The organism is Amycolatopsis nigrescens CSC17Ta-90 (assembly GCF_000384315.1).
In the GTDB taxonomy this organism is placed as follows: domain Bacteria; phylum Actinomycetota; class Actinomycetes; order Mycobacteriales; family Pseudonocardiaceae; genus Amycolatopsis; species Amycolatopsis nigrescens.
This window is the reverse complement of sequence record NZ_ARVW01000001.1, coordinates 3,892,168-3,918,902: the sequence shown is the minus strand read 5'-3', so window position 1 is coordinate 3,918,902 and position 26,735 is coordinate 3,892,168. Positions and strand designations below refer to the sequence as shown.

General features: G+C 69.9%; 26 protein-coding genes. 17 read left to right on the top strand and 9 right to left on the bottom strand.

The annotated features are described in order from the left end of the window. Window positions 1-87 precede the first annotated feature (87 nt). Genes AMYNI_RS0118465 through phzG form a run of 5 tightly spaced genes read left to right on the top strand, consistent with a single transcriptional unit; the run spans window position 88 to window position 4,791 of the window. Window positions 88-1,254, top strand: a complete 1,167-nt coding sequence (locus tag AMYNI_RS0118465) for a 3-deoxy-7-phosphoheptulonate synthase (RefSeq protein WP_020669517.1) — start codon at window positions 88-90, stop codon at window positions 1,252-1,254. 34 nt (window positions 1,255-1,288) lie between these two features. Then, the gene (locus tag AMYNI_RS0118460; RefSeq protein WP_281170276.1) at window positions 1,289-1,918 is read left to right on the top strand and encodes an isochorismatase family protein; all 630 of its coding nucleotides are present in this window, start codon (window positions 1,289-1,291) and stop codon (window positions 1,916-1,918) included. After that, the gene (locus AMYNI_RS0118455) at window positions 1,915-3,792 is read left to right on the top strand and encodes an anthranilate synthase family protein (protein ID WP_040405808.1); all 1,878 of its coding nucleotides are present in this window, start codon (window positions 1,915-1,917) and stop codon (window positions 3,790-3,792) included. The genes AMYNI_RS0118460 and AMYNI_RS0118455 overlap by 4 nt, the downstream gene beginning before the upstream one ends. Next, window positions 3,789-4,124 carry a hypothetical protein gene (locus AMYNI_RS0118450; RefSeq protein WP_020669514.1) on the top strand — a complete coding sequence of 112 codons (336 nt, stop codon included), beginning with the start codon at window positions 3,789-3,791 and terminating at the stop codon, window positions 4,122-4,124. Before AMYNI_RS0118455 ends, AMYNI_RS0118450 begins: the two co-directional genes overlap by 4 nt. Window positions 4,125-4,158: 34 nt before the next feature. Then, window positions 4,159-4,791: a phenazine biosynthesis FMN-dependent oxidase PhzG gene (phzG, locus tag AMYNI_RS0118445; RefSeq protein ID WP_020669513.1), complete on the top strand. Its 633-nt coding sequence runs from the start codon at window positions 4,159-4,161 to the stop codon at window positions 4,789-4,791. 50 nt (window positions 4,792-4,841) lie between these two features. On the opposite strand, the gene AMYNI_RS0118440 is transcribed toward phzG, so the two are convergent. Then, entirely contained in the window at window positions 4,842-5,678 is an 837-nt protein-coding gene (locus AMYNI_RS0118440) for a PhzF family phenazine biosynthesis protein (RefSeq protein WP_026360617.1), read from the bottom strand. A gap of 149 nt (window positions 5,679-5,827) precedes the next feature. Between AMYNI_RS0118440 and AMYNI_RS0118435 the strand changes: the two genes are divergently transcribed. From AMYNI_RS0118435 to AMYNI_RS0118415, 5 genes are all read left to right on the top strand, one after another. Next, a complete protein-coding gene (locus AMYNI_RS0118435) occupies window positions 5,828-6,319 on the top strand; it encodes a PhzA/PhzB family protein (protein ID WP_020669511.1) in 492 nt (163 codons plus the stop codon). Between the two features lie 37 nt (window positions 6,320-6,356). Beyond that, complete coding sequence (locus tag AMYNI_RS0118430) at window positions 6,357-7,370, top strand: methyltransferase (protein WP_020669510.1); 1,014 nt, start codon at window positions 6,357-6,359, stop codon at window positions 7,368-7,370. Window positions 7,371-7,572: 202 nt separating this feature from the next. Beyond that, a complete protein-coding gene (locus AMYNI_RS0118425) occupies window positions 7,573-8,595 on the top strand; it encodes a fatty acid desaturase family protein (protein WP_020669509.1) in 1,023 nt (340 codons plus the stop codon). Between the two features lie 37 nt (window positions 8,596-8,632). Beyond that, on the top strand, window positions 8,633-9,394 hold the full coding sequence (locus AMYNI_RS44825; protein ID WP_157357400.1) for a GAF and ANTAR domain-containing protein: 762 nt from the start codon (window positions 8,633-8,635) through the stop codon (window positions 9,392-9,394). Between the two features lie 54 nt (window positions 9,395-9,448). Further along, window positions 9,449-10,180, top strand: coding sequence for a GAF and ANTAR domain-containing protein (locus AMYNI_RS0118415; protein ID WP_020669507.1), 732 nt, complete (start codon window positions 9,449-9,451; stop codon window positions 10,178-10,180). Here the strand turns inward: AMYNI_RS0118415 and AMYNI_RS44820 are convergent. Genes AMYNI_RS44820 through AMYNI_RS0118400 form a run of 3 tightly spaced genes read right to left on the bottom strand, consistent with a single transcriptional unit; the run spans window position 10,177 to window position 14,407 of the window. Next, complete coding sequence (locus AMYNI_RS44820; protein WP_020669506.1) at window positions 10,177-11,037, bottom strand: NAD-dependent epimerase/dehydratase family protein; 861 nt, start codon at window positions 11,035-11,037, stop codon at window positions 10,177-10,179. The two genes, AMYNI_RS0118415 and AMYNI_RS44820, sit on opposite strands and share 4 nt — an antisense overlap. A 60-nt stretch (window positions 11,038-11,097) precedes the next feature. Then, window positions 11,098-13,629, bottom strand: a complete 2,532-nt coding sequence (locus tag AMYNI_RS0118405) for an FtsX-like permease family protein (protein WP_020669505.1) — start codon at window positions 13,627-13,629, stop codon at window positions 11,098-11,100. Window positions 13,630-13,657: 28 nt separating this feature from the next. Next, window positions 13,658-14,407, bottom strand: a complete 750-nt coding sequence (locus AMYNI_RS0118400) for an ABC transporter ATP-binding protein (RefSeq protein ID WP_020669504.1) — start codon at window positions 14,405-14,407, stop codon at window positions 13,658-13,660. Window positions 14,408-14,688: 281 nt separating this feature from the next. On the opposite strand from AMYNI_RS0118400, the gene AMYNI_RS0118395 reads away from it, so the two are divergent. Further along, window positions 14,689-15,837, top strand: a complete 1,149-nt coding sequence (locus AMYNI_RS0118395) for a sensor histidine kinase (protein WP_020669503.1) — start codon at window positions 14,689-14,691, stop codon at window positions 15,835-15,837. Beyond that, the gene (locus AMYNI_RS0118390) at window positions 15,834-16,517 is read left to right on the top strand and encodes a response regulator (RefSeq protein WP_020669502.1); all 684 of its coding nucleotides are present in this window, start codon (window positions 15,834-15,836) and stop codon (window positions 16,515-16,517) included. Before AMYNI_RS0118395 ends, AMYNI_RS0118390 begins: the two co-directional genes overlap by 4 nt. 75 nt (window positions 16,518-16,592) lie before the next feature. Here AMYNI_RS0118390 and AMYNI_RS44815 read toward each other — a convergent pair whose 3' ends face one another. Genes AMYNI_RS44815 through AMYNI_RS44810 form a run of 4 tightly spaced genes read right to left on the bottom strand, consistent with a single transcriptional unit; the run spans window position 16,593 to window position 19,418 of the window. Further along, window positions 16,593-17,150, bottom strand: coding sequence for a hypothetical protein (locus AMYNI_RS44815; RefSeq protein ID WP_020669501.1), 558 nt, complete (start codon window positions 17,148-17,150; stop codon window positions 16,593-16,595). After that, entirely contained in the window at window positions 17,147-17,419 is a 273-nt protein-coding gene (locus AMYNI_RS0118380; RefSeq protein ID WP_157357399.1) for a hypothetical protein, read from the bottom strand. Before AMYNI_RS0118380 ends, AMYNI_RS44815 begins: the two co-directional genes overlap by 4 nt. An 11-nt stretch (window positions 17,420-17,430) precedes the next feature. Beyond that, window positions 17,431-18,981, bottom strand: coding sequence for a multicopper oxidase family protein (locus AMYNI_RS0118375; protein ID WP_020669499.1), 1,551 nt, complete (start codon window positions 18,979-18,981; stop codon window positions 17,431-17,433). Continuing rightward, window positions 18,981-19,418: a hypothetical protein gene (locus AMYNI_RS44810; RefSeq protein ID WP_020669498.1), complete on the bottom strand. Its 438-nt coding sequence runs from the start codon at window positions 19,416-19,418 to the stop codon at window positions 18,981-18,983. Before AMYNI_RS44810 ends, AMYNI_RS0118375 begins: the two co-directional genes overlap by 1 nt. A 322-nt stretch (window positions 19,419-19,740) precedes the next feature. Here AMYNI_RS44810 and AMYNI_RS0118365 point away from each other — a divergent pair, with 322 nt between their 5' ends. From AMYNI_RS0118365 to AMYNI_RS0118355, 3 genes are all read left to right on the top strand, one after another. After that, window positions 19,741-20,331, top strand: a complete 591-nt coding sequence (locus AMYNI_RS0118365; RefSeq protein WP_020669497.1) for a dihydrofolate reductase family protein — start codon at window positions 19,741-19,743, stop codon at window positions 20,329-20,331. A gap of 151 nt (window positions 20,332-20,482) precedes the next feature. Next, window positions 20,483-21,874 carry a flavin monoamine oxidase family protein gene (locus AMYNI_RS0118360; RefSeq protein ID WP_020669496.1) on the top strand — a complete coding sequence of 464 codons (1,392 nt, stop codon included), beginning with the start codon at window positions 20,483-20,485 and terminating at the stop codon, window positions 21,872-21,874. 433 nt (window positions 21,875-22,307) lie between these two features. Then, window positions 22,308-23,753, top strand: a complete 1,446-nt coding sequence (locus AMYNI_RS0118355; protein ID WP_026360615.1) for an amidohydrolase — start codon at window positions 22,308-22,310, stop codon at window positions 23,751-23,753. Window positions 23,754-23,771: 18 nt separating this feature from the next. On the opposite strand, the gene AMYNI_RS0118350 is transcribed toward AMYNI_RS0118355, so the two are convergent. Beyond that, complete coding sequence (locus tag AMYNI_RS0118350) at window positions 23,772-24,017, bottom strand: hypothetical protein (RefSeq protein WP_157357398.1); 246 nt, start codon at window positions 24,015-24,017, stop codon at window positions 23,772-23,774. A 160-nt stretch (window positions 24,018-24,177) separates the two neighbouring features. Here AMYNI_RS0118350 and AMYNI_RS0118345 point away from each other — a divergent pair, with 160 nt between their 5' ends. Together AMYNI_RS0118345 and AMYNI_RS0118340 are read left to right on the top strand one after the other, a co-directional pair. Beyond that, window positions 24,178-25,641: a helix-turn-helix domain-containing protein gene (locus tag AMYNI_RS0118345; protein ID WP_020669493.1), complete on the top strand. Its 1,464-nt coding sequence runs from the start codon at window positions 24,178-24,180 to the stop codon at window positions 25,639-25,641. A 57-nt stretch (window positions 25,642-25,698) separates the two neighbouring features. Beyond that, the gene (locus AMYNI_RS0118340) at window positions 25,699-26,634 is read left to right on the top strand and encodes a dihydrodipicolinate synthase family protein (protein ID WP_020669492.1); all 936 of its coding nucleotides are present in this window, start codon (window positions 25,699-25,701) and stop codon (window positions 26,632-26,634) included. Window positions 26,635-26,735: the final 101 nt, after the last annotated feature.

The following is a 26,735-nucleotide window of genomic DNA, read 5'->3' as shown; positions in this document are numbered from 1 at the left end:
GGGTCTTTCCATTCCGATTTCACCACTGTCGTTCGCCACCAGGCGAAAACGGTATGCGTACCACCCCATTCCCCTTTGGAGAGATCAGTGGACCACGCTCTGCTCGACAATCCGGTGTTCTTGGCCCGGCAGCAGCCGCAGTGGGAAGACGACGCGCAAGTGCTGAGCGTGCGCCGGGAGCTGGCGGCGCTGCCAGGGCTCGTCGACGCCGAAGCGGTGCGGACCCTGCGTTCGATACTGGCCGGTGTGGCCACCGGCCAGGCCCATGTGGTGCAGGCCGGCGACTGCGCGGAAGACCCAGCGGAATGCACCCCCGGTTACGTCGCCCGCAAGGCGGGGCTGCTCGACGTGCTGGCCGGGGTGCTGAAGATGAACACCCACCGGCCGGTGGTGCGGGCCGGCCGGATCGCCGGCCAGTTCGCCAAACCGAGATCCAGACCCACCGAGCTGGTCGGGGACGTGGAGCTGCCGGTGTACCGCGGGCACATGGTGAACAGCCCGGAACCGGACCCGGACGGCCGCCGGGCCGACCCTCGCCGGCTGCTCAGCGGCTACCGGGCGGCCAGCGACGCGATCGAACTGCTCGGCTGGCGCGACGCCAGGTCACGGATCGAACCGCCGGTGTGGACCAGCCACGAAGCGCTGCTGATGGACTACGAGATGCCGATGCTGCGCCAGGACGAGCAGGGTCGCCCGCTGCTCACCTCCACGCACTGGCCGTGGATCGGCGAGCGGACCAGGCAGGTGGACGGGGCGCATGTGGCGATGCTCGCGGACGTGGTCAACCCGCTGGCCTGCAAGGTTGGCCCGAACACCACCACCGACGAGCTGGTCGCGCTGTGCGAGCGGCTGGACCCCGGCCGGGAGCCGGGCAGGCTCACCCTGATCGCCAGGATGGGCGCGGAGGCGGTGACCAGGCTGCTGGTCCCGCTGGTGGTGGCCGTGCGCGCGGCGGGGCATCCGGTGATCTGGCTCTGCGACCCGATGCACGGCAACACGGTGAACACCCCGGCCGGGCTGAAGACCCGTTTCCTGGAAACGGTGATCCGCGAGGTCGAGGGGTTCCAGCTCGCCGTCGGCGCTGCCGGCGGGGTGGCCGGCGGGCTGCACCTGGAGACCACCCCGGACGACGTCACCGAATGCGTGCGCGGGGACGCCGGGGTCGGCCAGGTCGGCGACAAGTACACCAGCCTGTGCGACCCGCGGCTCAATCCACGACAGGCCGTCGACGTGGTCTCGGCCTGGAACGGCTGACGCTCGTCCGCACAAGAGACTTTTCGAAGAGGGGATGGTAGTGGTGGGTATTCCTCCGATTGCGCCGTATCCGTTGCCGATGGCGGCCGAGCTGCCCGGCAACGTCGCGCGGTGGGCAGTGGATCCGGCCAGAGCGGTGCTGCTGATTCACGATATGCAGCGCTATTTCCTGCAACCGTTCCCCGACGGCATCAGAGAACAGCTGGTCGCCAACACCGCCTGGCTGCGCGACCGGTGCGACGAGCTCGGCATGCCGATCGCCTACACCGCACAGCCGGGCGGCATGACCGAGGAGCAACGCGGGCTGCTGAAGGACTTCTGGGGACCCGGCATGCGGGTGGACCCGGTGGACAGGGAGGTGGTGGAGCCGCTGACCCCCCGGCCGTCCGACTGGGTGTTCACGAAATGGCGCTACAGCGCGTTCTTCCGCTCGGACCTGCTCGAGCGGATGCGCGAGCTCGGCCGCGACCAGCTGGTGATCTGCGGGGTGTACGCGCATGTCGGCGTGCTGATGAGCGCGGTGGAGGCGTTCACCAACGACATCCAGGCCTTCGTGGTGGCGGACGCGATCGCGGACTTCACCGAGGACTACCACCGGCTGGCCGTGGAGTACGCGGCCGAGCGCTGCGCCGTGGTGCTCACCGCCAAAGAGGTCCTGCCATGAACCCTGCCGTGAACACAGACCTGCTCGGCCAGGTGCTCGGACCGAAGCCACCGCCGTTCGCCCTGCTGCACCGCCCCGAGTCGACCGGCAGGCACTGCCTGGAGGTATTGGTCGGCGAAGTGTCCACACCGGACACTCTTGCCGGGCTGCCGGTACCGGAGGAAGACGGCGGGCCCGGGCACGAGGTGCTGGCGATCGTGCCCTACCGGCAGATCGGCGAACGGGGATTCGACTGCGTCGACGACGGGTCCCCGCTGATCGCGATGCGGGTGACCGGGCAGGCGCGAGTGCCGGCCGCCGAGGTGCTGGCGCGCATCCCGGACGAGGACATCCGGCTGGCCGGCGGCGCTTTCGACGTGGACGACGAGACCTACGCGGAAACCGTGCGCAAGGTGGTCGCCGAGGAGATCGGCACCGGCGAGGGCGCCAACTTCGTGATCAAGCGCTCGTTCATCGCGGAGATCACCGGCTACGGCGCGCACAGCGCGCTGACCTTCTTCCGGCGGCTGTGGGAGCGGGAATCGGGCGCGTACTGGACCTTCGTCGTGCACACCGGCACCCGGACCTTCGTCGGCGCGACCCCGGAACGGCATGTCAGCCTGCACGAGGGCGTGGCGGTGATGAACCCGATCAGCGGCACCTACCGGTACCCGCCGACCGGGCCGACGCTGTCCGAGGTGATGGCCTTCCTCGCGGACGGCAAGGAGACCGACGAGCTGTACATGGTGGTGGACGAAGAGCTGAAGATGATGGCCCGCATCTGCGAGAACGGCGGCCGGGTGGTCGGCCCCTACCTCAAGGAGATGGCCTGGCTGGCGCACACCGAGTACTTCATCAAGGGCCGCTCCAGCCGCGACCCGCGCGAGATCCTGCGCGAGACGATGTTCGCGCCGACGGTGACCGGCAGCCCGCTGGAGAGCGCCTGCCGGGTGATCGGCCGGTACGAGCCGCGTGGCCGCGGCTACTACAGCGGCATCATCGCGCTGATCGGCCGGGACGAGCGCGGCGAGCGCACGCTGGACTCGTCGATCCTGATCCGCACCGCCGACATCGACTCCAGCGGCCGGGTGGAGATCGGCGTCGGCGCCACCCTGGTGCGCCATTCCGACCCGGTGTCCGAGGTGGCCGAAACCAGGGCGAAGGCGGCCGGGCTGCTGGCTGCGCTGGACGCGGAACGGCCGGCCAGGTTCGGCGATCACCCGGACGTGCGGGCCGCGCTCGGCAGGCGCAACACCGGGCTGGCCCGGTTCTGGCTGGCCGACAACGCCGCGCGCGCGACAGCCGAGCCGGGACTGGCCGGGCGGCGAGTGCTGGTGGTGGACGCGGAGGACACCTTCACCTCGATGATCGACCACCAGCTCCGCTCGCTGGGCCTGACGGTCACCGTGCGCCGGTTCGACCAGCCCTACCACTTCGACGAGCACGACCTGGTGATCATGGGGCCAGGTCCAGGCGACCCCGGCGACCTGAGCCATCCCCGGATCGCGCACCTGCACTCCGCGATCGGCACCCTGCTGCGGGAGCGGCGGCCGTTCATCGCGGTCTGCCTCAGCCATCAGGTGCTGAGCACGCACCTCGGCCTGAAGCTGGTCCGCCGGGACGTGCCCAACCAGGGCGCGCAACGGGAGATCGACCTGTTCGGCGCGCGCGAACGGGTCGGCTTCTACAACACCTTCGCCGCGCACAGCAGCGAGAACGAGGTGGACCGGCCAGGCGTAGGGCTGGTGGAGATCAGCCGGGACGCCGAAACTGGCGAGGTGCACGCGCTGCGCGGACCGCATTTCGCGTCCATGCAGTTCCACGCCGAATCGGTACTCACCCAAGACGGACCCAGGATCGTCACCGACCGGATGAAAGAGGTATTGGGCGTATGAGGGCAACGATTGCCTGGTGGGACCTGACCGACTCCGAGCAGACCATCGACACGCTGCGGGTCTACCTGCGGGACGAGGGCGTCGATCCGTGGAAGGACGTCCGCGGGCTGCGCTTCAAGTTCTGGATCTCCGACCGCGAGGGAAACCGCTGGGGCGCGGTGATGCTGTGGGAGTCCGAGGAGGCGACCAAGCAGCCGCTGCCCCCGCACCGGGCGGCCGAACTGATCGGTTACGGGCCGACCGAACGAGTACGGTTCGACGTCGAAGCCACCGTGGAGGGGCGCTACGACCAGGCGGTCCTGTCCGGGCTCGGGCTGGCGCTGGGCAACTGAGACGCATCATCAGCGGAAACATGTGGAGGAGTAAGTGAACAACGCGCCGACGTTCGCACCGCCGATCGCGCTGGAGCTACCCGAGTTCGACACACCACCGGCGGACCCGATCGCGCTGCTGCGCAAGTGGTTCGAAACCGCGGTCGAGCTCGGGGTGCGGGAGCCGGGAGTGGTCGCGCTGGCCACCGCGGACGCCAAGGGCCGTCCGTCCAACCGGATCGTGCAGACCATCAAGATCACCGCCGAAGGCTGGGTGTTCACCAGCCACAACACCAGCCCCAAGGGCCGTGACCTGGCCGGCAACGACTGGGCCTCGGGGGTGTTCTACTGGCGCGAGACCAGCCAGCAGGTGATCTTCGGCGGGCGCGTCACGCAGCTGCCGGACGCCGAATCCGACGCTTTGTGGAACGCCCGCCCGATCAGCACGCACCCGATGTCGGTCGCCGCGGACCAGAGCGCGCCACTGGCCGACGAGGAGGAACTGCGCGCCGAGGCCGCCAAGCTGGCCGAGCCTGGCGAAGCACTGCCCCGCCCCGCCGCCTGGGTCGGCTACCGGCTCGCTCCGTCCACAGTGGAGTTCTGGCGGGGCAGCCCGGACCGGCTGCACCGCCGGCTGCGCTACGACCTCGACGGCGACACCTGGACCAGCCAGCGGCTCCAGCCCTAAAGCCTCGTGAGTGGAAAGTGTTGCCCTGGCAACACTTTCCACTCACGACGTCAAATCTGCAGGGTGCCACGGGCGATCACGATCGCGGAACCGGCCACGTCCACCTGCTCGATCTTGTCGGCGGTGCCGCGCACGGTGGAGAGCATGGTGGACGGGCGGCCCATCTCCACGCCCTGCAGGATTTCGATCTGCTCGCCGAACGGGGCGAGGCCGTGCCTGGCCAGGTGCACTCCGAGCGGGCCCGCCGCCGAACCGGTGGCCGCGTCCTCGGCCACCCCGTAGGCGGGCGAGAACATCCGCATCCGCCAGTGCCGGCCGGAGCCGGCGAAGCAGTTCGCGGCCATGTCCAGGTGGTGGGCCAGCGCGAGCAGGTCCGGTTTGACCGCGGACAGCGCCGAAACGCTTTCCAGTCCAACGAAAACGTGCCGCGGCCCGTTGTGGTAGACGGTCACCGGCAGGATGGAGGACTCGCAGCCGAGCGCGTCGAGCAGCTCTTCGGCCTGCTCGTACGGGCCCCAGGTGGGAATCGGCTGGCGCATGCTGGCGGAGAGCAGCCGGTCGTCGGAACGGTCGAAATCGAACGGGATGGTGCCCATATGGGTTTCCAGCTCGATGCGTTCCGCCGTGGTCGAGCCACCGAGCACGATGGCGGTGCCCAGGGTCGGATGGCCGGCGAAGGGAAGTTCGTTGACCGGGGTGAAGATCCGGACCCGCACGTCGCCGCCGTTCTCCGGCGGGAGCACGAAAGTGGTTTCCGAAAGATTCATTTCACGGGCGATGCGCTGCATGGTCGCTGGGGACAAATCTGCCGCGTCCAGGAAGACGGCGACGGGATTACCCTCCAGCGGGGTACCGGTAAAGACATCGGCGACCACATAATCGTGCATTCGCTCAAGCTACCGGCGCCGGTCCTGGGCGCCAAGCGGGGCGTCCAACCAGGGAAAATCGTCAGTTGGACACGTTGACAGATCGCCTGGTCGGCCACTAAAAAAGTTCGGGCAGGCCAGCCTCTCCAACACTTTGTGAGGTTTCGATTATGACCGACGTCACCTCGAACAATCAAGGATTCTCCGACGACGTGGAGTTGCGGCGCGTCCACCGCGAAGTGGTCGCGGACTACATGAGCAGAAAAGGTGAAGGCCGCCTGACGCGGTACCAGCTCTTCACCGAGGACGGCAGCGGCGGCCTGTACACCGGCGACACCAAGGAACCGATCGTTTCCCGTGGCCGCGAAAAGCTCAAGGCGCACGGCGCCTGGTCGCTCCAGGTCTTTCCGGACTGGGTCTGGTACAACATCGAGATCTTCGAGACGCAGGACCCGAACCGATTCTGGGTGGAATGCGACGGGAAGGGCAAGATTCTCTTCCCCGGCTACCCCGAGGGGTACTACGAGAACCATTTCATCCACTCGTTCTTGCTGAAGGAAGGCAAGATCGTGCAGAATCGGGAATTCATGAACCCGTACAACCAGCTGCGCGCGCTTGGCATCGAGGTGCCGGTGATCAGGCGCGAGGGCATCCCCACCTGACCCACCTGAGCACCGCCCGAACCGGAGGTTAGGCAGAGTGAAGGTCGACTTGCAGGCCACCCGCGAAGCGCTGGAAGTGATCACCGGCGGGTGGCGGGCACAGGCCCTCTACACCGCGGTCAAGCTGGGACTGCCGGATCACATCGAGGCGGGCCGGGTCACCACCGTCGAGCTGGCGGCGTCGACCGGCTCGAAGGAAGAGGGCATCCACCGCCTGATGCGGCTGCTGGTCGCGATGAAGGTGTTCGAAGGCGACGGCGAGACCGGCTTCCGCAACACCGCGCTGAGCCGGACGCTGCTGGACGAGCCCGACTCCATGCGCGAGATGTGCCTGCTCTACGGCGAGGAGTTCTACACCGCCTGGGGACACCCGAAGAAGGCCATCACCACGGTCGGCTCCGGGTTCGAGGAGGCGTACGGCCAGCCGCTGTACAGCTATCTCGGCGAGCACGAGGACGCGGCCGACCGCTTCCAGCGCGCGATGAAGGCCGGCAACGTCTTCTTCGACTACGTGCCGGACGTGTTCGACTTCTCCGGCAAGAAGGTGGTGGACGTCGGCGGCGGCAACGGGCAGCTGCTGGCGGCCATCCTGTCCGCCACCCCGGACGCCACCGGCATCCTGTTCGACCGCGAGCACGTGGTGCCGCTCGCCCGCGAGAACCTGACCGCCACGGTCGGCCTGGACCGGGTCGAGCTGGCCGGCGGCAGCATGTTCGAGTCCGTGCCGCCTGGCGGGGACGTGTACATGTTCTGCCGGGTGCTGGCCGGCTGGGCCGACGACGACGTGGTCGGCGTGTTCGAGCGGTGCCGGCGCGAGCTGCCCGCGGACGGGCGCGTGCTGGTGTTCGACCGGCTGGTGCGGGCCACCGCGGACGCCGAAGCCACCGTGCTGCCGTCGATGTGGGACCTGCACCTGCTGATGACCGCCGGTGGCAAGCACCGCACGCTGGAGAGCTTCACCTCGATGCTGAACCGGGCCGGTTTCGACGTCGAACGCACCGCCGACCTGCCGCTGGAGAACACCGCCATCATCGCCAAGCCCCGCCACTGACCCCACCAGCCGCCTCACTGTCCGTGAAGGCCACCTTCACTACCTTGAAGGTAGGCAAGGTGGCCTTCACGGACAGTTAACCGGGGGTGGTTGCTGATAGGTGGTGGGGGTGGGACGCTGGTGGGGAACGCGGGAAGAACCGCGAGCGGTGCCGCCCGAGACCCCGGTGCGCTGTAGACGCCAACCGGGAAGCGGGCGTTTGATGACCTCCACCGAGGCCCTGCCCACGCAGAACAGCGACTACGCCGAACTCTCGCGCGAGATCCGGCAGGCCGGCCTGCTGCGCCGGCGGTACGGCTACTACGCGGTGAAGATCGGGCTCAACATCCTCGCGTTCGCCGGCGGCTGGGTGGCTTTCGCCTTCCTCGGCGACTCCTGGTGGCAGCTGTTCCTGGCCGCCTTCTTCGCCGTGATGTTCGGCCAGTTCGCCTTCATCGGGCACGACGCCGGGCACAAGCAGATCTTCCGCAAACGCCAGGCCAACGACCTGATCGGCTATGTCCACGGTGGACTGGTGGGGATCAGCTACGGGATGTGGCTCGGCCAGCACAACCGCCACCACGCCAACCCGAACCACGAACAGGACGATCCCGACCTGGACATCCCCGCACTCGCCTTCACCGTCGGCCAGGGCGGGCACAAACGGGGTTTCCTGCGCTGGATGGCCAAGTACCAGGCGTTCCTGTTCTTCCCGCTGCTGCTGCTCGAAGGGCTGAGCCTGCACGCGTCCAGCGTGCAGGCGCTGCGGCACCCCGGGGTGAAGGCGCGGCGCGGCGAGATTCTGTTGCTGGCCGGGCATTTCGCGCTCTACCTGACCGCGGTGTTCCTGGTGCTCTCGCCGCTCACCGCGGTGGTGTTCATCCTGGTGCACCAGTGCCTCTGGGGTGTCTACATGGGATGCTCGTTCGCCCCGGGGCACAAGGGCATGCCCACCCTGGCCGAAAGACACACGCTGGACTTCCTGCGCAAGCAGGTGCTCACGTCGCGCAACGTGCGCGGTGGCATCTGGGTGGACTTCGCGCTCGGCGGACTGAACTACCAGATCGAGCACCACCTCTTCCCGACCCTACCGAGGCCGCACCTGCGCCGCGCTCAGCCGATCGTGCGCGAATTCTGCCGCCAGCGGGGGATCGACTACGCCCAGTGCGGCTGGCTGCGGACCTACGGGTACGTGCTAGAACATCTACACGCAGTCGGCGCACCACTGCGTGCGGCCACTCGCTGAACCGCGAACCGGCCGGCCGTACGAGCCGCTGCCGGGTGTGCACAGCCGAAAGGGCCAGGCGATCGCGTTGGTCAGCGACGGCAGCCGGATCGTCCGGGTGTGGAACTGGCTGTCCGAGCACGCGGCGGCCAAGGCCGTGGTGGTGTCCCCGCGAGTGCTGTGCGACGCCGCGGTGCACCGGCTCACGGTGAGCGGCGCCGCGCTGACCCTCGCCAACGGTTCCGGCTGGCCAGAGTTGAAGTACGCCACGGACGCGCTGGCAGGGAGCCTGGCAGAGCTGCAGGTCACCACCGGCGAGGGCCCCTCCGTTGACGCCGCTGACCAGCGCCGGCCGGTGCTGGTCAGCGATCTGGGCACGTCGGCCGGCGCCCGCCGCTGGCCGCTGTTCGCGCCGCTGGCCGTGGACGCCGGGGCGCGGGCGGTGTTCGCACTGCCGCTGTGCATCGGCGCCATCCCGGTCGGCGTGCTCACCCTGCACCAGGTCGAAGTGGGCTCGCTGGGCAGCGACGCGCTGGCGAACTCGGTGGTCTTCGCCGACCTGGCCCTGCGGCTGCTGCTGGACGAGCAGGCCGGACGCCCGGTCGGAGACGGCGTGCCGGATGGCGACGGCCTGCCGCTGAACAGCCCGCAGGTGCACCAGGCCACCGGCATGGTCGCCGGGCAGCTCGGCGTCAGCATGGAAGACGCCTTCGCCCGGCTACGCGCCAGAGCCTTCACCGACCAGCGGACCTTGACCGAGCTGGCCACCGACGTGGTGACCCGGCGAATCCGCTTCTCACCGGAAGAGACGCCCGCTTGACGCACAGACCGCGCGCAAGACAAGTACCCTGGCAACCCCATGGAGGTGACCTCGATGAGTCATGAGCGCCTCGTCGACACGTTCGTCGAACTAGCAGACACCCTGATCGACGACTTCGACGTCATCGATTTCATGCACCTGCTGGTGGATCGGTGCGTGGAGTTGCTGGACATCGACGCGGCCGGGCTGCTGCTGGCCAACACGGCCGGCGAGCTGCAGCTGATCGCCAGCTCGGACGAGCGGGTACGGCTGCTCGAGCTGCTCCAGCTCCAGAACGACGAAGGTCCCTGCCTGGACGCCTTCCGGACCGGCTCCACGATCAGCCACCCCGATCTCACCGCGTCGAACTCGCGGTGGACCAGGTTCCCGAGCGCGGCCAAAGCGGCCGGTTTCAAGTCGGTGCACGCACTGCCGATGCGGCTGCGCGACGAAGTGATCGGCGCGCTCAACCTGTTCCGCGACAAACCCGGCGAACTGGACCAGGACGCGATCCGCACGGCCAACGCGCTGGTCTCGGTGGCCACCATCGGCCTGCTCCAGGAACGTTCCATGCGCAGCCAGGAAGTGCTGATCGAACAGCTGCAGTCGGCGCTGAACAGCAGGGTGGTGATCGAGCAGGCCAAGGGGCTGGTGGCCGAACGGCTCGGCACTGACCTCGGCGCGGCGTTCAACGCGCTGCGCGGGTACGCGCGGACGAACAACCGCCGGCTGAGCGAGGTCGCGAACGAGGTCGTGACCGGATCGCTGTCCACCGACCGCCTGCTCGGCAAACCCCCCAAGGTCTAGCTCCGGACGCTGGTATCGGCGCAGGGAAAGGAAAGCTGCCTGGCGACCACCGGCAGCCCGTCGCGGCGGCTCGGCACCGAAGGGGCCCAGCCGGTCTCGGCGCGGAACTCGGTGCTGCAGACCCGGTGCGAACGGCCCATCGACGACGCACCGGCCGCGGCGGCCAGCCAGCGAGGCGGGCGGCGCAAGGTGGGCCTGCCCACCACGCTCGCCAGTACCTGCACCAGATCGGCGCGGCGCAAGGGTTCCGAGTCGGCCACGTCCCAGATTCCGGCCCGTGCCCGCAATGCTGCCTCGACCGCGGTGCCGACGTCGGCGGTGTGGATCGCGCTGTGCCAGGCGCCGGCACGGCCGGGCAGCAGGCACCAGCCGCGCCTGGCCAGGTTCAGCATCCGCCAGGTCGCCACGTCGTCCGGCCCGTAGGACTTGCCGAACCGCAGCACCACCCCGGCCCCGCCGGCGGCGGTGAAGTCCGCGACCTGCCGCTCCACCGCCATCGCCCAGGCGAGGCCGCCGACGGCGTCCCGGACGGTCCGGTCCGCGGCCACGTAGCCGTCCCCGCCGTCGGCGTAGCCGCAGGTGACCGAACCGCGGATGAGCCGGGGAACACCGGCCGCGATGCAGGTGCTGACCAGGTCCGCGACCCCGCGGTCGGGCAGCTCGCAGCTCGGCCGCAGGTCCACCACGGCGTCGAAACCGCCGACCAGGTCCACGCTGATCGGCCCGCCGGCGACCGGAACCCCCACCGGGAGGCGCTGGTTGTCCCAGACCGTGACCGGATGACCCTCGCTCGTCAGAGCGGTCAGCGCAGCGCGGCCGGCTACTCCGGCGGCGCCCAACAGCAGCACGTTCACCATGTGACCTCCGCGGCTGGGTAACGATTTTACGTGGTCTGGCTCAATAATGGTGGTCATTTTTCAACTCGCAGAAATAGCGGTCAGGACGTTGAGCCGGGCGGCTCTGCTGGCCGGCCTCGCGGCGGCCAGCACCCCGGACAGTGCGCCGGCGATCAGGATGATCACCAGCGGCAGCACCGGAAGTTCCAGTTGGGTCAGCAAGATCGAGTTCGCGGAAAGCACGGTCACCGCGCCGGCGAGGCAGCCGAGCAGCACCCCGCCCAAACTGCCGAACACCGACATCAGCACGGCTTCGGAGCGCACCGTGGTCCTGGTCTGGCCGCGGGTCAGCCCGACCGCGCGCAGCAGCCCCAGTTCGCGGGTGCGCTCGAAGACCGACAGCGAAACGGTGTTCGCGATCCCGAGCACCGCGATCAGCACGGCGAGCGCCAGCATCGCGTACACCAGGTTCAGCGCGGTGCCGACGGCCTCGGTCTCCGAGTCGATGTACTCCTGCCGGTCCCGCACCGGCGGATCACCGAACGCCCGCATCGCGTGCTCCAGCGCGCTGATCGTGCGCGCCCGGTCGGCGCCGGGCTGGAGATCGACGAGCACCTCGCTCGCGCCCTGCTGCCCGTTGTGCGCGGCCCAGGTTTCCGGCGGCAGCACCACGTCGCGCACCAGGCCCGGCGCGGCGAACACGGCGGCGATCGGGGTGTGCACGGTGGCCCCGTCCGGGAAGCCGATCGGCACCGTGTCCCCGCTGCGCCAGCCCCTTTCCTCGGCGAAGGCCTGGCGAACCGCGACCGCGTCGCCGTGCAGGCCGGCCGGGTCGCCGGAGCGGAACTCGAACTCGACCAGCCCGTCCAGTTGCCCGGGGTCGGCCACGGTGACCGCCTGCCCGGCGCCACCGGCCAGCACCCGGCCGGTGCCGAGCGCGGCGGCCTTGCCGACCCCGTCACCGTGCCGGACGGCGGTGACCACGCCGGTGCCAAGCCCCGAGGTGGCCCCGTTCGCCCCCGGCGCGCTGATCACCAGGTCCGCCCGCAGCGAACCGGCGGCGGCCGCGTCCAGTGAGGCGCGCAGCGAACCGGCCAGCACCGTCGCCAGCGTCACCAGCAGGGTGCCCACCAGCAGCGCGGTGGCCGCGCCGGCCACCCGATGCGGGTCGCGGACCGCGTTGCGCACGGCCAGATCCAGCGGAGCGCCGCGGCGCGCACCGAACGGCGCGCTGAAGTACTTCATCGCCGGGCCCGCCGCGATCGGCCCGAGCGCGATCGCGCCCGCCACCACCAGCAGCACGCCGACACCACCGGTGACCACGCCGAGCCCAGCCATCGAACCGACCACGCCGAGCACTCCGAACCCGAGCAGCCCGAGCCCGATCGGCGCCCTGGCACCGCCCGGGTTCGCGGCGCGGGCCTCCACGTCCCGCAGCGCGGCCAGCGGCGCGACCCTGGACGCGCGGAGCGCGGGCACCAGGCCGGCCAGCACGGTGGCCAGCACCCCGGCCGCGAAGGAGATCAGCAGCCCGGCCGGGCGCACCACGAGACCGCTGCCCGGCAGCATCACGTTGAACCCGGCGAAGGCGCCCTTGAGGCCGAGGGTGAGCAGCAGCCCGCCGCCGAGGCCGAACAGGGCGGCCACCGCGCCGACGATGCCGGCCTCACCGAGCGCGCCGAGCAGCACCTGCCGCTTGCTCGCGCCGACCGCGCGCAGCAGGGCCAACTCGCGGGTGCGCTGGGCGGTCAGGATGGACTGCGTGTTGTAGATCGAGAAGATCGCGACCAGCAGGCTCAGCGCGGCCAGCCCGGACATCACCAGGTTCAGGTTGACCAGCAGTCCCTCGTTGATCACCCCGGTCGCCTCCGCGGAGGCCTCCGACCCGACGACGGCCTGCACGCCCGGCGGCAGCACGGCCGAGATGCTGGCCGCCAAGTCCGCCTTCGCCACTCCGGGTTGCGCGTGCACGAAGATGTTCGACACCTGGCCCGGCTTGCCGAGGTGCTTTTCCGCCGCGGCAAGGGTGAACCCGACGTAGGAGCTGCCGAGGAAACCGTCGGCGCTGCCGAAGGTGGCGATGCCGACCACGGTCACCGGATGCGGTTCCGGTGCCAGCACGGTGGTACTGGTGCCCAGGGTCAGCCCGACCGCCCTGGCCGTGGAGCGGTCGATGACCACTTCATGGTCCGCGGCCGGGCTCCGGCCCTCGGCGAGCCGGTAGTTGTTCAGCGGGGTCTCGCCGATCCAGCTGGCGCCGACCCGGAAACCGTCCCCCAGCGCCGCGCGGCCGTCGCGGCCGAGGATCTGCGCGTAGCCGCCGATCACCGGCGCGGCCTCGGCCACCCCGGGCACCGCGGCCACCGCGGTGACCAGCTCCGCGGGCAGGGTGCTGCGGTCCGGGCGCGGGCTGGGGTCCAGCGCCTGGCTGGACCGCACCACCACGCTGATCCCGGAAAAGGTGTCGGACAGCGATTGGTTGACGCTGCGGGTCAGCGTGTCGGACAGCACGAAGGTGCCGCTCAGCAGGGCGACGCCGAGGAAGACGGCGAACATGGTGCCGGCGAGACGCCGCTTTCGCGCCCAGGTCTCCCGGAGTGCGAGCCGCAGCATCAGTACTCGCGATCGTAAAGGTCGCCCATCACGAGCCGCCGATCGTCTTCATCCGGTCCAGTACCCGCTCGGCGGTGGGCCGCAGCATGGTGTCCACCACCCGCCCGTCGGCGAGGTAGACGACCTGGTCGGCGTAGCCGGCGGCGACCGGGTCGTGCGTCACCATGATCACCGACTGGTCCAGGTCGCGCACCGACCGGCGCAGCAGCTCGAGCAGCTCGGTGCCGCTGCGGCTGTCCAGGTTGCCGGTCGGCTCGTCCGCGAACACCACCGCCGGCCGGGTGATCAGCGCCCTGGCCACCGCGACCCGCTGCTGCTGGCCGCCGGAAAGCCGGGCAGGCCGGTGGCCGAGCCGGTCGGTGAGGCCCACCGCGGCGACCAGGGTGTCGAACCAGACCCGGTCGACCGACCTGCCAGCCAGGTCGAGCGGCAACGTGATGTTCTCACCGGCGGACAGGGTGGGCAGCAGGTTGAAGGACTGGAACACGAAACCGATGCGTTCCCGTCGCAGCAGGGTCAGCCCGGTGTCGGACAACGCGGCCAGGTCCCTGCCCTCGATGGTGGCGGTGCCGCCGGTCAGCGTGTCCAGCCCGGCGAGGCAGTGCAGCAGGGTCGACTTGCCGGAGCCGGAAGGGCCCATGATCGCGGTGAGCGTGGCACGGGGAAAGGAAACCGTGACCTCGTCCAGCGCGGTCACCGCGGCGTCCCCGTGGCCGTAGATCTTGGTCGCGCGGCTGACCCCGGCGACCGGTCGTTCCTCGGGTGCGGCCGACGGCACGCCAGGTTCCGTGGGGGTTTCGGAACCGGGCGTGCCGTCGCTACAGCGCGAGATAGAAAGACCAGGCATTCCAGGCGTCCTCTGTCGGCGATGCCCCACCGATCGCAGAGCCCGTATGCACTACTGTGCTCAATCCGGCGCCGCACCGCGTCCGTCCAACAACGTGACCTGGTGTGCGTCTTCTGCGGTACTCGCGGGCCGGCCTATACCTCATTCGCCGTACATGAAAGCCCGCTGAGAACCCACTGCGGGGTGGGAGCGTTGGCACTTATGGTTGCCCGGTGAGCACCCCGGCGGAGACCAGCGCACGCGAGGACTTCGCGCGCGAGGCCGCCCTGATCGGCGTGCTGGTGCTCATGCAGGTGATGGTCACCAGTGGAATCGCTTACGAGGCACCGGAAACCGAGCCGCGGGACGCACTGGCGTACGTACTGCTCGTGATCGGCCCGCTCGGTCTCTTCCTGCGCCGGGTGGACGCCGCCCTGCCGGTGCTGGTCTCCCTGCTCAGCCTTGGCGTCTACCTGGTGCTCGGCTACCCGTTCGGCCCAGTGGTGCTCAGCTTCGCCTTCTCGCTGATCATCGCCCAGCTCGACGGGCGCCGGCTGGTTGCGTGGACGGCCACCGCGCTGTTCGTCGGGTTCCTGGTGGCCGCGCTGACCTGGCGGTTCGGTCAGCCGATGGAGCAGGACAAGGTGGTCGGCATCAGCTCGATCATGGTCGTGGTGACGGTGGTCAGCGAGCAGGTCCGGGTGCGCCGCGAGTCGGCGCGGCAGCGGGAGCGCGCGCAGGCCGAGGAGGCGCTGCGGGTGGCCGGCGACGGACGGCTGCAACTGGCCAGGGACCTGCACGACGTGCTCGCGCACAGCCTGTCGGTGATCAACGTGCAGGCCGGGGTCGCGCTGCACCTGCTCGGCGACCGGGAGCAGGTGGAGAGCAGCCTCAACGTCATCCGCACCACCAGCCGGGACACCCTGTCCGAAATTCGTGGCACGCTGAACTCACTTCGCGGCGAAACCGAAGCGCCCACCGCGCCGACCGCTAGCCTCAAGGATCTGGGCCGGCTGGTGCGGGCGGCGCGCGACGCGGGCGTGACGACCACGACGGAGGTCGAGCTCGGCGGCCGGGAGCTGCCGGCCAGAGTGGACATCGCGGCCTATCGCATCGTGCAGGAGGCACTGACCAACGTGACCAAGCATTCCACCGCCCGGCGGGCCAAGGTCGGCATCAGGCTGGACGAAAACGTGCTGGTGGTGCGGGTTTCCGACGAGGGCAGGGCGCGCACCCTGGACCAGGACCGCAGCGGGGCCGGGCACGGCATCCACGGCATGCGGGAACGGGCCACCGAGCTCGGCGGCAGCCTGAACGCCGGGCAGCGGCGGTACGGCGGTTTCGTGGTGGAGGCGCGGCTGCCGCTCGGAGACGGCTCATGACCGGCGACCCGGTGTCGATCCGGGTACTGCTGGCCGACGACCAGGCACTGGTCCGCGGCGCCTTCCGCGCCCTGCTCCGGTCGCAGCCGGACCTCGAAATCGTCGGCGAAGCCTGCGACGGCGAAGAAGCGCTGGAACTGACCAGGAAGCTGAAGCCGGACGTGGTGCTGATGGACATCCGCATGCCGGGCACCGACGGTCTGGAGGCCACGAAGCAGATCGCGGCGGACGCCGACCTCGCGGACGTCCGTATCATCATGCTCAGCACGTTCGCGCTGGACGAGTACGTGTTCGAGGCGATCCGCTCCGGTGCCAGCGGCTTCCTGGTCAAGGACACCGAACCGCAGGAGCTGATCGCCGGGGTACGGGTGGTCGCGCACGGCGACGCGCTGCTCAGCCCGACGGTCACCCGGCGGCTGATCGACGAGTTCGCCGCCAAGACAAGGCGGCCGGTGCCCAGCGGCAAGCTCAGTGCGCTGACCGAACGGGAACGAGAAGTCGTCACGCTGGTCGCCAAGGGACTGTCCAATGACGAGATCGGCAGGCAGATCTGCATCAGCCCGGCCACCGCGCGCACCCACGTCAGCCGGGCGCTGGTCAAGCTCGGTGCCCGCGACCGGGCACAGCTGGTCGCGGTCGCCTACGAGGCCGGCCTAGTCCGTCCAGGCTGGGTCGGCTGAAAGGCGGCGGCGAGGGGCCCGCTGTCCACACACCCCATGCGGGCACCGGACCCCTCACCACCTTCCCCGCATCGCTCAGGCCTTCGCGGTCTGCGCGGTACGGGAAGCGAACTTCGTGCGCCCCCAAGGTTTGAAGACGGACAGGAAGGCGTTGAACAAGTAGATCGCCAGCGAGACGCTGCCCGCGATGGACAGATCGCTCGCGGCGCCGCCGACGTCGGCGAGCTGCCCGGCCGGCGTGCTCTCCACCGCGGCCACCGCCTCGTGCACGCTGGGCAGGAAGGCCGCCAGCACCAGCGTCACGGTCAGCACGGTGAGGCTCAGCTTGGTGAGCACCCACTTGTGCCGCGCCAGGCCCCAGCCGGTGCCCATCGCCATCAGCACACCGGTGATCAGGGTGGCCCAGCTCAGCGGCAGCACCAGATAGTCACCGAGCACGCCCAGCACGCGGTACGCGGCATGCTGCAGCTCCGGTTCGTCCGTGCTCTGGCCGAGCAGGGCCAGGATCAGGTCGACCACCGAACTGGCCAGCCAGCTGATGGCGAACACGATGTGCAGCAAGGTGAACAGCTTGCGCACCGGGGGTGGCATGCGCGCGGGCTTGCGCGCCGGACGAGTCTGCTGCGCCGTCATGCCGCACCTCCTATTTGGACATACTCGCGCTCGGCCACGGGCAGGCCGAACAGGGCGCGCAGCTGGCGGGCCCGGTCAGGCAGCGCCTGCACCGGAGACAGCAGGGTTCCTTCGACGAGCTGGTTCAGCGCGTACTCGATGACCCACAGCTCGTTCTCGGTCAGCTGCGGAACCCGCTGGGAGAGCCGGGCCAGCTCGTCGTCCAAGATGCCGAGAGACCACCGGCGCAGTTGCTCGACGAACACCGCATGTTCCTCCGCTGGACCCATTTCCGATCGCCTCACACGACTTCGAAGTTGCCCATCATGGCCATGTCCTCGTGTTCCAGGTTGTGGCAGTGGAAGACGTAGCGGCCGCGGTAGCCGGAGAACCGCATGATGATCTCCGCCGTCTTCACCGCCCCCAGGTCGAGGGTGTCCTTCCAGCCGGGGATGTCCACCGCCTTGCCGCCGACCGAGAGCACCTGGAAGTGCACCAGGTGCAGGTGGATCGGATGCTCCACGTCCGTGCTGATCCGCCAGACCTCGATGCTGTCCAGCGCCGGCCGGGCGTCCATTCTGGACGGATCGAACGGGTTCTCGTTCACCGTCCAGCCGGAATGCCCGCCCACCTCGCCGCTCTTGAACGAGAACTCCCTGGTGACCACGGCCTGTGCCGGGTCCAGCCGTTCGATCTCGGACAGCCGCGGCGGGATGGCGCTGTCGTCGGTTTCCGCGCGGGCCACCAGGAACCGCATGATCTGCCCCTGTGCGCCACCGGCGGCCTTGTTCACCATGGTGATCGCGTCGCCGATCCGGACGCCGCCGAAGTCGATCACCACGTCCACCCGTTCGGCGGGCGCGAGGGTGATCGTCTGCCGCGGCACCGGTGCGGCGAGCAGGCCGCCGTCGCTGCCGATCTGGACGAACCCCAGCGACCCCGACGGCGCTTCGAGCGCGAGCTCGTAACGCCGGGCGTTGGAGGCGTTGAGCAGCCGGAAGCGGTAACGCGTGCCGGCCACCTCGTGCACCGGCCACGGCGAGCCGTTCACCAGTATCACGTCACCGAGCACACCGCCGCCGTACTCCTCCTGCACTCCCGGCGCCTCGCGGAGCGTGGCGTCGAGCGCGGGATAGCGGAACTGACCGTCCGCGCCGAACGAGCGGTCGCAGATCATCAGCGGAATGTCCTTGTCCCCCTTTGGCAGGGGCAACGCGTCCTCCTCCTCGTCACCGACGAGGCAGAACCCGGCCAGCCCGCGCCACACCTGCGGGCCGGTGAAGTCCATCCGGTGGTCGTGGTACCACAGCGTCGAAGCCCGCTGCTCGAACGGATATTCGTAGCTGCGGCTCCCGGTGGTCACCTTGGCCATCGGGTCGTTCATGTGGTGCGGGACGAAACCGCCCGCGGCGGGCATGGTCAGGTCGGTCGGATAGCCGTCGGCCTCCGGTGGGGTCCGGCCGCCGTGCAGATGCGTGGCGATCGGCACCGGCAGCTCGTTCGACTGCCGCAGGACGACCCTGCGCCCGCGCCGCGCGCGCAGGGTCGGTCCGGGGAACTGGCCGTCGTAGCCCCAGATGGTGGTGCTCAGGCCGGGCAGGATCTGCACGTCGGCCGGACGCACCACCATGTCGTAGAAGTCGGTGCTCTTGTCGCCGCCGTCCGGGGCCGGCTGCAGCACAGAAGGGATCCGCAGCCCGCTGGTGAACGGCTGGGGCAACGGAACCTCGCTCGGCAGCAGCCGAGCCTCCGAAGCACCGGCCGTCGAGCAGCCGGCCACCGCCGCCATCGGACCCAGTGCGACCGCACCGAGTCCGAACAGGCGGAGGGCGTCCCGGCGGCGCAAGTCCATTACTTCGCGGCGGGGGCGCGGGGCGGGATGAACGACCAGACCAGCACCCAGGTGGTGACCAGGGTCAGCGCGATGGCCAGCGGCACGTGCACGTTGAGGGTGGTGACACTGCCCATGGCGCTCTGCGCGAAGGTCGCCAGGAACAGGACCCAGGTGACCAGTGCGGGCCAGCCGGCGAGCCTGGCCGGACGCCACAGCAGGGTCGCACCGATCGCCGCGATCAGCGCGCCACCATGCACCCCGGCCGCACCGGCGCCGTGCAGCGAGAGCAGGCTGCCGTTGGTGAGCACCTCACCGGCGGAGAACGCCTGCAGCAAAATGGACGCGGCCGTGATGACGATGCCGATCCGAAGCGTGAGGTAACCCGCTCCCGCGCCCTTCGGGGCACCGGCGCTTTCCGGCTTCGCCGCACCAGCGGTGGATACACCCTGCGTCATGTCGATCATCCTTTGAACTCTGTGGTGGAAAAGCTCAGCGCGGCAAGTCTGGCGACTGGCCGGTAGCCAGTCGTCAGCCCAGGTGCGGCAAATCGGACTACGGCAGTTGCGGTACGCCTCGACTGCGCGCTACGTCGTATGCGGTACCGGTCCCGGCCGGATGGGCGCATGGCCCCCGGCAAGAGGCGGAAAGACCACCCGGACGGCGGTACCCGGATCAGCTCGCCCGGTGGATAGCGGGCGGCGAAACCGACTGTCGACTTTGGACCAGCCGGTCACCCGATATTCTGCCACAGAACGGTGCCGGCCAAGGGGAGACCGAATGCGGAAGCTCACCTACTACATCGCCATCTCGATCGACGGGTTCATCGCCGGCCCGGACGGCGATATCGGCTTCTACCTGCTCGAAGGCGACCACTCCGCGGCGATGACGGAGCGGTACCCGGAGACGGTGCCGACGGGCTGGCGCGAGGCCGCCGGGATCACCGGCGCCAACCGCGAGTTCGACACCGTGCTGATGGGCCGCGGCACCTACGAGTTCGGCCTGCGCGACGGCAGGCCGAGCCCGTACGCACATCTGCGCCAGTACGTTTTTTCCAGCACCCTCAACGAAACCGACCTTCCCGCAGACGCCGGCATCGAGCTGGTGACCGGCGACCCGGTGGCCAAGGTCCGCGAGCTGAAGCGGTCCGCTGGCGGCGGGATCTGGCTCTGCGGCGGCGGTGGGCTGGCCGGCGCGCTGCGCGAGGAGATCGACGAGCTGGTGGTCAAGATCCATCCGGTGGTGGCGGGTGCGGGCATCCCGATGTTCGGCGGCGGGTTCCGGCCCGAGCGGTACACCGTCACGGACAGCCGGGTGTTCGACAGCGGAGTAGCTGTATTGACCTACACCAGGCCATTACCGACCTCGTGAGTGAAAACGGTTGCCAGGGCAACACTTATCACTCACGACCGCCACGTGCGAAAGGGCGGCCTTCAGGGCGGCCGCCCGTCCCCGGATGGCGGTACCCGGGGGATCGGGCGGGGGCGGCGACGCTGCCAGACTGACCGCCGGGGAGGCAACGATGCTGGATGTGGTGGTAGTCGGCGCCGGGCTGTCGGGCCTGGTCGCGGCGCGGCGGCTGGCCGCGGCCGGGCAGTCCGTGCGGGTGCTGGAAGCGAACGACCGGGTCGGCGGGCGGATACTGGACCACGTGCTGGCGGACGGTTCGGTGGTCGAGTCCGGCGCCGCTTTCGCCGGCCCCACGCAGGACCACATTCTCGCGCTGGCCGCCGAACTTGGCGTCGCCACGTTCAAGGAGTACACCGCTGGCGACAACATCTACGTCACCGGCGGGCGCACCATCCGCTACACCGGCACCATCCCGCCGGACCTGCTCACCCTGCCCGACGTGGCGCTGCTGCACTTCCGGCTGGAGCGGCTGACCAGGCAGGTGCCGGTGGACGCGCCGTGGGCCGCGCCGAAGGCGGCCGAATGGGACGCCACGTCACTGCACGACTGGCTGCGCGGCAACACCCTGAACCCGGCGACGGAACGGCTGCTGGTGCCGTACCTGCAGTCGCTGATCGGCGCCGACCCGCAGGAGATCTCGCTGCTGTTCTTCCTCTGGTACCTGGCCGCGGCTGGGAACGAGCAGAACCCCGGCACCTTCGATCGTTCGGCCGGCACCACCGGCGGCGCGCAGGAGTCGCGGTTCGCCGGTGGCGCACAGCAGATCCCGCGGCGGCTCGCGGACCGGCTCGGCGACGCCGTGACGCTGAACGCACCGGTCCGACGGATCGCGCAGCACGCCGACCAGGTGAGGGTGACCAGCGACCGCGGCGAGTTCACCGCGTCGCGCGTGATCGTCGCGGTGCCGCCGCAGCAGGCCGCCGCGGTCGACTGGGATCCGCAGCTGCCACCGGCAAAGCTGCGCCTGCTGCAGCGGATGCCGATGGGCGCGCTGATGAAGTGCCACGCGGTGTACGCCGAGCCTTTCTGGCGCCACGACGGGCTTTCCGGCTCCGCGCTGCTGGACTCCGGGCCGGTGCGGGCGACTTTCGACAACAGCCCGCCGGAGCCGGGAATCGGGGTGCTGCTGGCGTTCGTCGGCGGGGCCACCTGGCGCGAATGGGGCGACCGCCCGCCGGCCGAACGGCGCGACGGAGTGCTGCGGGCGCTGGCGAAAACCGTGGGCCCGAAGGCACTGGAACCGATCGACTACGTGGAACAGGACTGGACCGGGCAGCGCTGGGCGGGCGGCGGCCCGGTGGCGGTGCCCGGAATCGGCACGCTGACCGCGTACGGCCCCGCCATCCGGCGGCCGGTGGGCCGGGTGCACTGGGCCGGGTCGGAAACCTCGACCTACTGGTCCGGCTACCTGGACGGCGCGGTGCGCGCCGGTGAACGAGCCGCGGCCGAAATACTCGCGACCGTGGCTCCGGAGCGGTTGCCGGCCCGGGACCGCGCGCGCTGACGCGCCCGGTCTCCCGGCGCCGGTTCAACCAGGTCTACATCCCCAGATCAGATCTCGCGAGCTCGCATCATCACTCACCCCTTCCCCAGCACTTCGTGCCCGGACGGTGCACAAGAGCCACCGCGGGCGCGGTAGATACATCCCTCCCCTGGCACCAACGAAATGGGGCAGCCCGTGCGGTGCACGCCGGGTGCGAACGAGTCGACCCCCAGTCGGTCATCGCGCTACTTCAATGGACGAGAACCCCAGTTCGTCCCCCACCAGAAAAGAATACTCATCATGACACACAAAGTGCCGTCATGGCTGCGTTCCGTACTAAAGTGTGAAAATTCGACGCCGTACCGATGCAGATGAAAGTGTTGCTCCAGCGGCAAACCAGGCCGCGGGACACCGCTGCGGCGGGACCTCCGACCAGGCCGGATAGGGTCGGCACATGCTCTTGCGGCGGGTACGGCTCGGCTTACGCGGGCCGCTGGCGGACGTACGGATCTCTGACAGGAAAGTGACCGAGATCGGCACCGGGCTGGCCAGTGCTGGTAGCGACTCGGAGGTGTTCGACGGGGACGGCGGCACCCTGCTGCCCGGCCTGGTCGACTCGCACGTGCACGCCGTGCAGTGGGCCGGGTTCCGCCGGCACGTGCCGCTGGGCTCGGCGGGGTCGGCGGCCGAAGCGGCGGAACTGCTGACCGCGGCCGCGGTGCCGGCGGGGGAACCGGTGTTCGGCAGCGGGTTCCGGGACGCGCTCTGGCCGGACCGGCCGCACAAGGACCTGCTCGAGCGGGTGCTGCCCGGCCGCCGGGTGGCGATGTTCTCGGCCGACCTGCACACGCTCTGGCTCAGCCCGGCCATGCTCGCCGCGCTCGGTCGCGAGCACCCCACCGGCGTGCTGGTGGAAGGCGACTGCATGGCCACCACCGCCGCGCTGCCGTCCGCGCCGGTCGAGGTGCGGGACCGGTGGGTGCGGGAAGCCGTCGAAGCGGCGGCCGCCCGCGGGGTCACCGGGATCATGGACTTCGAGTACGCGGACACCGTGACCGACTGGCTGCGCCGGCTCGAACAGGGGCCGCTGCCGGTCCGGGTGCGCTGTGTGATCGCCAGGTACCTGCTGGACGAGGCGATCGCCCGCGGCCACCGCACCGGCGAGGTGGTCCCCGATTCCGGCGGCCTGCTCACGGTCGGGCCGTACAAGCTGTTCGTGGACGGCTCGCTCAACACTCGCACCGCGTACTGCCACGACGGCTACCCCGGCGGGGACGGTCACGGCCTGCTCGAACTGCCGCCGGAACAGTTGGTCCCGCTGGTCACCAAGGCCGCCGCACACGGCATCGAACCCGCACTGCACGCCATCGGCGACCACGCGAACACCATCGCGCTGGACGCCTTCGCGCGGACCGGCTGCCGCGGCCGGATCGAGCACGCGCAGCTCGTCCGGCCCTCGGACCTGGCCCGGTTCGCCGAACTCGGCGTCACGGCGGGGGTCCAGCCCGCGCACCAGCCGGACGACCGGGATGTGGCGGACCGCTACTGGGCCGGCCGCACCGAGCAGGCTTTCCCCTATGCCGCCCTGCTCGACGCGGGCGTGCGGCTGGAGTTCGGCTCGGACGCGCCGGTCGCGCCACTGGACCCGTGGGACGGCATCGCGTCGGCGATCACCAGAACCGACGACGACCGCCCGCCATGGCACCCCGAACAGGCGCTGTCCCTGCCCGACGCCCTACGCGCCGCCGCCCGCGGCCGCGACCAGATCCGCGTCGGCGACGCCGCCGACCTGCTCATCACCGCCGTCGACCCGGCCGACCTCGCCCCGGCCGACCTGCGCCAGATCCCGGTCACCGCCACCTTCCTCGCCGGCCACCCCACCCACCTCCACACGCCTTAGCCTCAAGTCGCCGGGGTTTCAGGAGCAACGGGCGGCATGGGAGTCGATACAGCGCTGGACGCAGTCGCGCATCTCGACGTACCAGCCTTCGTCATAGGTGTAGCGGCGATCGGACTTGGGCGCGGCGTCCATCGCGGCGAGAAGCCTCCGGTAGAAGACGAGACTGGTCTGCGAGTCCGCGTCCTCGGGAAGTTGGCGCAGGTAGTGCCCCACCACTGCGGCGACCGAGGCACCGGGTGGCGGCGGGATCAGCTGGAGTGTCACGAGCCCACGGTCCATCGCCGGGCGGACCGATGTCCAAGGCCAGGTGGTCATGGCCGGGTACCGTGCATGCCTGACCGGCATACGTGCTCGTCAAGCGGGTACTCCGCGACGCGTCCGGTGTTGTGGTGGGCAGCTTCCGACCCTCCGAAGGGGAGATCCGATGCAGGCGGGGAGTTCGTGGCTGTCGTCCCGGGTGACGGACCTGGAGCTCAACACCGGACTGCTCGCGGACGTCCTCCAGGAGTACCGGAGGTCGAACGGGCTGAGCCAAGCCGAACTCGCCCAGCTGCTGAACTTCGACCAGTCGTACGTCTCGAAAATCGAGACCGGTCAACGGCAGGTGCGCGACCTGGAGATGCTGTTGCGCATCGCGCAGCAGCTCAACATCTCACCAACCGAACTCGGCCTGTCGAAGGAACTCCTTCAGCCGGCGCCGGCACCCGCGACCTCCGCCCTGGTCGGCGCCGTCGACCAGGTGGAGATCAGCCAGGCCGAGTGGTGCCGGGTGCGGCGCCGGCTGAACCGTCATCGGGGAGAGTTGGCCCGTGCGGCCGCGGACCTCTACCGGCCGGAGGCGCGGATCGGCGACGTGCCGTTCATCGCGCGCCGGAACTGGCTGCCGGACGGCCCGATGCGGATCGAAGACCTCGACCTCGAGTGGGCGGACGATCCCGATCCGATCTTCATCACGGGTAGCGAGCCCGAAGCGTCCGGCGTGCTGCCCCTGCGAGCGCCCGCCTGTCGTTTCGAGCGGTACACCTCCGCGATTCGCTATCTGGACAGGCCGGCGCTGTTCGAAAACCGGCCGAGCTACCGGCTGCTCGACGTAGCGGTGTCCGGCAGCTCGGCGAGCATGACTTTCTGCCTCGGGACCTACTTCGACAAGCTCGACGTCTCCGAGGCGATCGCACACGAACTCGCGGCCGCCCGGTCTGCCGGTGAACCGGCCGATTGGACACGGCTGCCACTACGCGGCCTGATCGGGGACCCTTTCGACCTTCGAGCTCGCGCGGTAATGCCCGCCATCGAAACCTTGACTCTCCGGCGTAACCGTTCGACCGGAGAAGCCACCTTCCCGCTGCACTGGCGAGATCCGGCGAAGGTCGCGACGGCAGCGGGCATTTACGGGCTGATCCCGGCGGGCGAGTTCCAGCCATCCAGCATCGCGTCCTGGGACCGGGCGAACGACTTCGACCTCTGGCGGAACATGGTTCGGGAGTACTCCGAGGAGCTACTCGGCGAGCCGGAGCGGGACGGCAGTCAGGGCAGACCACTCGACTACGCCCAATGGCCGCTCTATCGCGCGCTCCAGAACGCGAGAAGCGAAGGCAAAGTCGCGGTCTACTTCCTCGGCGTCGGGCTCGACACGCTTACCCTGACCGCCACCATCCTGACCGTCGTGGTCATGGACGACGACGTCTTCGACGCACTCTTCGGCGATGCCGTGCGCATCAACGCCGAAGGCATTCTCGTCACCGCGGCCGAGTCCACCTCGGTATCGGAAGGCGTGCCCTTCAACGAAGAAAGCGTGCACCGGCTGCTGACCGATGAGCCGATGGCGTCGCCCGGCGCCTGCATACTCGATCGCGCCTGGCGCTTCCGCGAGCAGATCCTGAGCCGCTAGGACTGTCCCGCCCGTGCTAGATTGCCTGAAGTATCGTATATCAGATCGGACATACCAGTGGCGGATTACTGGGAAGCCCTGTCGGCCCGGTTGGCCGGGGTAGTCGCCATTCCGGTCACCCCCTTCGACCAGGCCGGCGCGGTGGACGAGCGCGCGTATACCGCGCTCATCGAGCGGCTCGTCGGCGCCGGGATCGGGGTACTCACGCCGAACGGCAACACCGGGGAGTTCTACGCGCTGAGCGAGGCGGAGACCCGCACCTGCGTCGAGCTCACCGCGCGCGCGGCCGGATCGCGGGCCGTGGTGCTGGCCGGGGTTGGGCACGACGTGGCCGGCGCGATCAGTGGCGCCGAGCACGCCCGCGAAGCCGGCGCGGAGCTGGTGATGGTGCACCAGCCGGTGCATCCCTACGTCTCCACTGACGGCTGGGTGGCCTACCACCGGGCCATCGCGGAGGCGGTGCCCGATCTCGGCGTAGTGCCCTACCTGCGGAACCCGGCCATCGACGGTTCGGCGCTGGCCGAGCTGGGCGCGGCCTGCCCGAACGTGCTCGGGGTGAAGTACGCGGTGCCGGACCCGGTGCGGTTCGCCTCCGTCGCCCGCGACGCCGGGCTCTCCCGCTTCGTCTGGATCGCCGGACTGGCCGAACTGTCCGCTCCCGGCTACTTCGCGGTCGGCGCCACCGGCTTCACCTCCGGACTGGTGAACGTGCACCCGGCCGCTTCGCTGCGGATGTTCGACGCGCTCACCCACGGCGACTTCGCCGGGGCCATGAAGGTCTGGGAGCGGATCCGGCCGTTCGAGGAGCTGCGGGCGGCGAACTCCTCGGCCGCCAACGTCAGCGTGGTGAAGGACGCGCTGGCCAGGCTCGGGCTGTGCCGGCCGGACGTCCGGCCGCCGAGCACGCCGCTCAGTCCCGGCGACGGCGAACGGGTCGCCGCCCTGCTGAAAACCTGGGAGCTGGCGCCTGTGGCGGGGGCCACCGGGGCATAAACAACCCGTCAACGCCGCCGTGCGCCGCATCAGGACCACGTAGCCGGCGAGCCCACTTCGCCCGATTCGAGTTGTGCTGGCGAAGGCCGGACACATCGCCG

Bases quoted from the DNA above. Each gene is read 5' to 3' on its own strand.
- AMYNI_RS44810 (WP_020669498.1), bottom strand. From the start codon at position 19,418: ATGACGCAGGGTGTATCCACCGCTGGTGCGGCGAAGCCGGAAAGCGCC.
- AMYNI_RS44815 (WP_020669501.1), bottom strand. From the start codon at position 17,150: ATGACGGCGCAGCAGACTCGTCCGGCGCGCAAGCCCGCGCGCATGCCA.
- AMYNI_RS0118405 (WP_020669505.1), bottom strand. From the start codon at position 13,629: ATGCTGCGGCTCGCACTCCGGGAGACCTGGGCGCGAAAGCGGCGTCTC.
- AMYNI_RS0118355 (WP_026360615.1), top strand. From the start codon at position 22,308: ATGCTCTTGCGGCGGGTACGGCTCGGCTTACGCGGGCCGCTGGCGGAC.
- AMYNI_RS0118460 (WP_281170276.1), top strand. From the start codon at position 1,289: ATGGTAGTGGTGGGTATTCCTCCGATTGCGCCGTATCCGTTGCCGATG.
- AMYNI_RS0118440 (WP_026360617.1), bottom strand. From the start codon at position 5,678: ATGCACGATTATGTGGTCGCCGATGTCTTTACCGGTACCCCGCTGGAG.
- AMYNI_RS0118375 (WP_020669499.1), bottom strand. From the start codon at position 18,981: ATGGACTTGCGCCGCCGGGACGCCCTCCGCCTGTTCGGACTCGGTGCG.
- AMYNI_RS0118425 (WP_020669509.1), top strand. From the start codon at position 7,573: ATGACCTCCACCGAGGCCCTGCCCACGCAGAACAGCGACTACGCCGAA.
- AMYNI_RS0118365 (WP_020669497.1), top strand. From the start codon at position 19,741: ATGCGGAAGCTCACCTACTACATCGCCATCTCGATCGACGGGTTCATC.
- AMYNI_RS44820 (WP_020669506.1), bottom strand. From the start codon at position 11,037: ATGGTGAACGTGCTGCTGTTGGGCGCCGCCGGAGTAGCCGGCCGCGCT.
- AMYNI_RS0118455 (WP_040405808.1), top strand. From the start codon at position 1,915: ATGAACCCTGCCGTGAACACAGACCTGCTCGGCCAGGTGCTCGGACCG.
- AMYNI_RS0118345 (WP_020669493.1), top strand. From the start codon at position 24,178: ATGCAGGCGGGGAGTTCGTGGCTGTCGTCCCGGGTGACGGACCTGGAG.
- AMYNI_RS0118415 (WP_020669507.1), top strand. From the start codon at position 9,449: ATGAGTCATGAGCGCCTCGTCGACACGTTCGTCGAACTAGCAGACACC.
- AMYNI_RS0118450 (WP_020669514.1), top strand. From the start codon at position 3,789: ATGAGGGCAACGATTGCCTGGTGGGACCTGACCGACTCCGAGCAGACC.
- AMYNI_RS0118390 (WP_020669502.1), top strand. From the start codon at position 15,834: ATGACCGGCGACCCGGTGTCGATCCGGGTACTGCTGGCCGACGACCAG.
- AMYNI_RS0118380 (WP_157357399.1), bottom strand. From the start codon at position 17,419: ATGGGTCCAGCGGAGGAACATGCGGTGTTCGTCGAGCAACTGCGCCGG.
- AMYNI_RS0118360 (WP_020669496.1), top strand. From the start codon at position 20,483: ATGCTGGATGTGGTGGTAGTCGGCGCCGGGCTGTCGGGCCTGGTCGCG.
- AMYNI_RS0118435 (WP_020669511.1), top strand. From the start codon at position 5,828: ATGACCGACGTCACCTCGAACAATCAAGGATTCTCCGACGACGTGGAG.